The organism is Streptomyces sp., assembly GCF_035563135.1.
Classification (GTDB): Bacteria; Actinomycetota; Actinomycetes; order Streptomycetales; family Streptomycetaceae; genus Streptomyces.
In genome coordinates this window covers 1-3,053 of the sequence record NZ_DATMVN010000264.1, presented here as the reverse complement: position 1 = coordinate 3,053, position 3,053 = coordinate 1, and the positions used below count along the sequence as shown (strand labels likewise).

Annotated in this window: 3 protein-coding genes and 1 pseudogene; 1 reads left to right on the top strand and 3 read right to left on the bottom strand. The window is 73.9% G+C overall.

All coding sequences use genetic code 11. From position 1 onward, the window contains the following. Positions 1 to 550: pseudogene (locus VN520_RS11620) on the bottom strand (NUDIX hydrolase); the annotation flags it as partial. Continuing rightward, entirely contained in the window at positions 547 to 1,215 is a 669-nt protein-coding gene (locus tag VN520_RS11615; RefSeq protein WP_325746801.1) for a hypothetical protein, read from the bottom strand. The pseudogene VN520_RS11620 and the gene VN520_RS11615, both read right to left, overlap by 4 nt. Before the next feature lie 278 nt (positions 1,216 to 1,493). Between VN520_RS11615 and VN520_RS11610 the strand changes: the two genes are divergently transcribed. After that, on the top strand, positions 1,494 to 1,994 hold the full coding sequence (locus VN520_RS11610) for a hypothetical protein (protein ID WP_325746800.1): 501 nt from the start codon (positions 1,494 to 1,496) through the stop codon (positions 1,992 to 1,994). Positions 1,995 to 2,000: 6 nt separating this feature from the next. Here the strand turns inward: VN520_RS11610 and VN520_RS11605 are convergent, their stop codons facing one another. Further along, positions 2,001 to 2,840, bottom strand: coding sequence for a hypothetical protein (locus VN520_RS11605; protein ID WP_325746799.1), 840 nt, complete (start codon positions 2,838 to 2,840; stop codon positions 2,001 to 2,003). Positions 2,841 to 3,053 lie beyond the last annotated feature (213 nt).

Below are 3,053 nucleotides of genomic sequence, written 5' to 3'. Positions count from 1 at the left end.
CGGCTTCCTCCTGGGCGGCGAGCCAGTTCCGGAAGGAGCGGGTTCGCCACAGCAGGAGCGGGACGTCGCGCTGTCCGGCGACGCGAGGTGCTCCGGGGCCGATGCGGTCCAGGGCCAGGGTGACGGCCCGGGGCAGGGTCTCGGCGGTGGGGACCTTGAGATCGTCGGCGAGCAGGCGGAGGCGCCGGGCGCCGGCCGTGTTGCCGGGGCAGGCGAGGACGGAGCGGCCGTCGTCCAGGTCGTCGCCCGGCCAGGCTTCGGCCGCGGGGCCGGCCTGCGGGTGCCAGTGGATGATCTCGTCGGCGCGGGCGCGCTGGGTCCGTTCCCAGGCGAGCCGGTGCGCGGGGACCGGGTGGGAGGCATCGCCGCGGGGGTGGGGGAGCAGCACCGCGAGTGTGCCGGGCTGGCGCCACTGGAGCACCGCCTCGCGCAGGAGGTCCCGGGAGGTCTCCGGATCGAGGGAGGTGCCGGCCAGGTAGAGGCTCGCGGTGTAGATCTCGGGCGGCTCCTCGCCGGCGTAGACGGGCTGCACGTCGCTGGGCGCGGTCACGGGGTCTGAGTGCTTCCTTCCGGGGCGCGGGAGCGGTCTGCGAGGGGGACCGGTGGGGCGACGCGCTCCCAGGTGATGGTCTTGTTCACCGGGTCGGCGGTGACGTCGACGAGGTCGACGGCCTCGACGCGCAGGGGCGCGTGGCTGGGGCGGACGCGGCGCAGTCGGCGGTGGATCTGGTGGAAGTGCTCCAGGGTGACCTCGTCGGTCGCGTACGACTCGGTCAGGTGCGGGACGCCGGTGTCGTAGAGCGTGGCGTCTTCGCCGAAGACCGTTTCGAAGGCGCGGGTGGTGGCGGTGCGCAGCGCGTTCAGCGGCTGGTCGGGGCTGAGGTCGAAGATGATGCCGGTGCCGTACGCCAGGGGGCTGCCGACCGTGATGGTGAAGGGCTCGACGGGGAGCAGCTGCCGGTTCAGCTCGGCGGCCAGGGTCTGGCGCTTCCCGGTGGGGATGTCGGCGGCCGGCTTCTGGGACAGCTGGTAGAGCGTGATGTGCAGCCACTGGTCGCCGACGTGGGTGAGGGGGTCGTCGGCGGTCGCGGCGCGAACTCCGCGTACGAGGTCGGCGAGCTCCGGGTTCCGGCCGAGGTCGACGGTGACGTACGCGTGGAGCAGCGACCCCTTCTCCCAGGAATTCTGGCCCTGCTGGAAGACGAACGGCTTCATCCGGGCAACGTATCGCCTCCGCCCTGGACCCGAAGGCCGGATGGAGAAGTCCCCCACCTCTCCCGACGACCACGTCTCCCCGTGGAGACCGACCACGCCCGGTGAACTCGCCGACGTTGCCACCCCGGTTCGGGCAGGGCATCGCTGGAGTGGGGCGGCCCCAGCCTGCGGCACGTCGCCAGTTGGCTGAAACGGTCGGTCCGCTGGTACGGCGCTTGCCGGGCTGGCAGAGTGATCACGGCGATCGACCACCAGGCACGACCAGGAGGGGCCCGCGGATGCGGTGGAACGTGAAGCGGCGCAGCACGAGAGTCCGCGAGGAGCAGGTCCGCAACGCCGTGTGGCAGGCCCAGTTGGTGCTCGCCACCCGCAGCCCCGCCCGGTCCACCGCCGCCGAGCCGGACAGCGTCGTCGGCGCGACCGTCGAGCACAGCGTCCACATCGAGGCCGCGCTCACCACGCTGCTCAACGTCCTCGGCCCGAACCACCCGCTGACCCTCCCGGCCTTCGAGGCGAACTGCGCCTGCGCCGAGGTTGCCCTGCTCCACGAGAGCTGGGCCGCCCATTGCGCCGAGACGGCGCGGCCAGGCGCCGACGACACCGTCCTCGCCCTGGACCGCGAGTTCCCCCACCCGGACCGCGTACGGGCCTGGCCGCGCCACGAGACGGCCCGTCAGCGCACCGCCGCGCTCACCGAGCGGTTGGCCGCCCTGGAACCGCAGCTGGCCGAGGTCACCGGCCACGACCTCTGCGCGCGCCGTCTGCCCGCCACGGCCTGACCTCCATCACGCCGGACCATCGGAAACGGTCGGCACCGGGCGCCGGCTCTCATGCAACACCAGGCGGCGCAGCTCCGCGGCGGCGAACTCGACGGCGAGCAGCTCCCAGTACCCGCCGCTGCGCCCCGAATCCGTACGCCGCAGGAGGACGTCGAGGCTCATCGGGATCTGCTCGGGCGCCCCGGCCCCGTCCTGCCCCGCCCGGCCGGCATCCGGGCGGCGGGCGGGGCCTTGTGCTCGCTCGTGGGCGACGCGCACTCGCGCGGTCCGCAGCAGGGTCTCGATCGCCTCGTAGGCGGCGGCCACGGCCTCCCGGTCATCCTGGGCGTGGTGCAGGAGCAGCCGCAGGTCGAAGATCACCTGGCGGGTCACGTCGTTGACCGTGACGCTGGGGTCCTGGACGAACTCGTCCGAGGACGGCTCCCCTTCCGCGTCGCCGGCGTGCTCGGCCCAGGCCACCAGCTGGTACCACCGCCAGTGCTTCTGCTCGTTGGGCTCCGCGCCGTGGGGCGCGGGCAGGTCCGGGAAGCGCGGCCCAGCGTGGGGATTGACCCAGCCGCACCGGCATCCGGCCGTCAGGGTGCCGGTGCCGTCCGCCCACACCGCGCGGGCGGCGGCGTCGCCGTCGAGGACGTCCGCCGTGCCGTCGGCGGCCGTGCGGTGGATCCTCAGCTCGTGCGTCTCGCCGGTGGCCGCCGGCTCCCCGGCCGGCGCGTCGGATGACGAGGGGTCGTTTCGGTTCTTGGCCTGGAGCAGGAGGCTGTGCGCCTCGGTGACCCGGATGCCGCGTGCCTTGGCGATGCGGCGCGCTTTGGCCTTGCGGTCGTTGCTCCCGCGCTTGGTCATGACCGGCTCCCAGCGGGCGGGGTGCCCACGCCGTCCCGCCCTGAAGTCCGTGTCTGGTCAGAGCGAAGCATCATGGGCCCCCGCCGGACACCGGTCCGGGTGCCGGACCGTATCCGGCGAGCCTTCGACCCTGTGCCGGGCGGTGCGGCGTGGGCGCGGCGCCGGGCGGTCTCGGCGCGTGCATGTCCTGCGCCGCGCCAAACGTAGCGCACA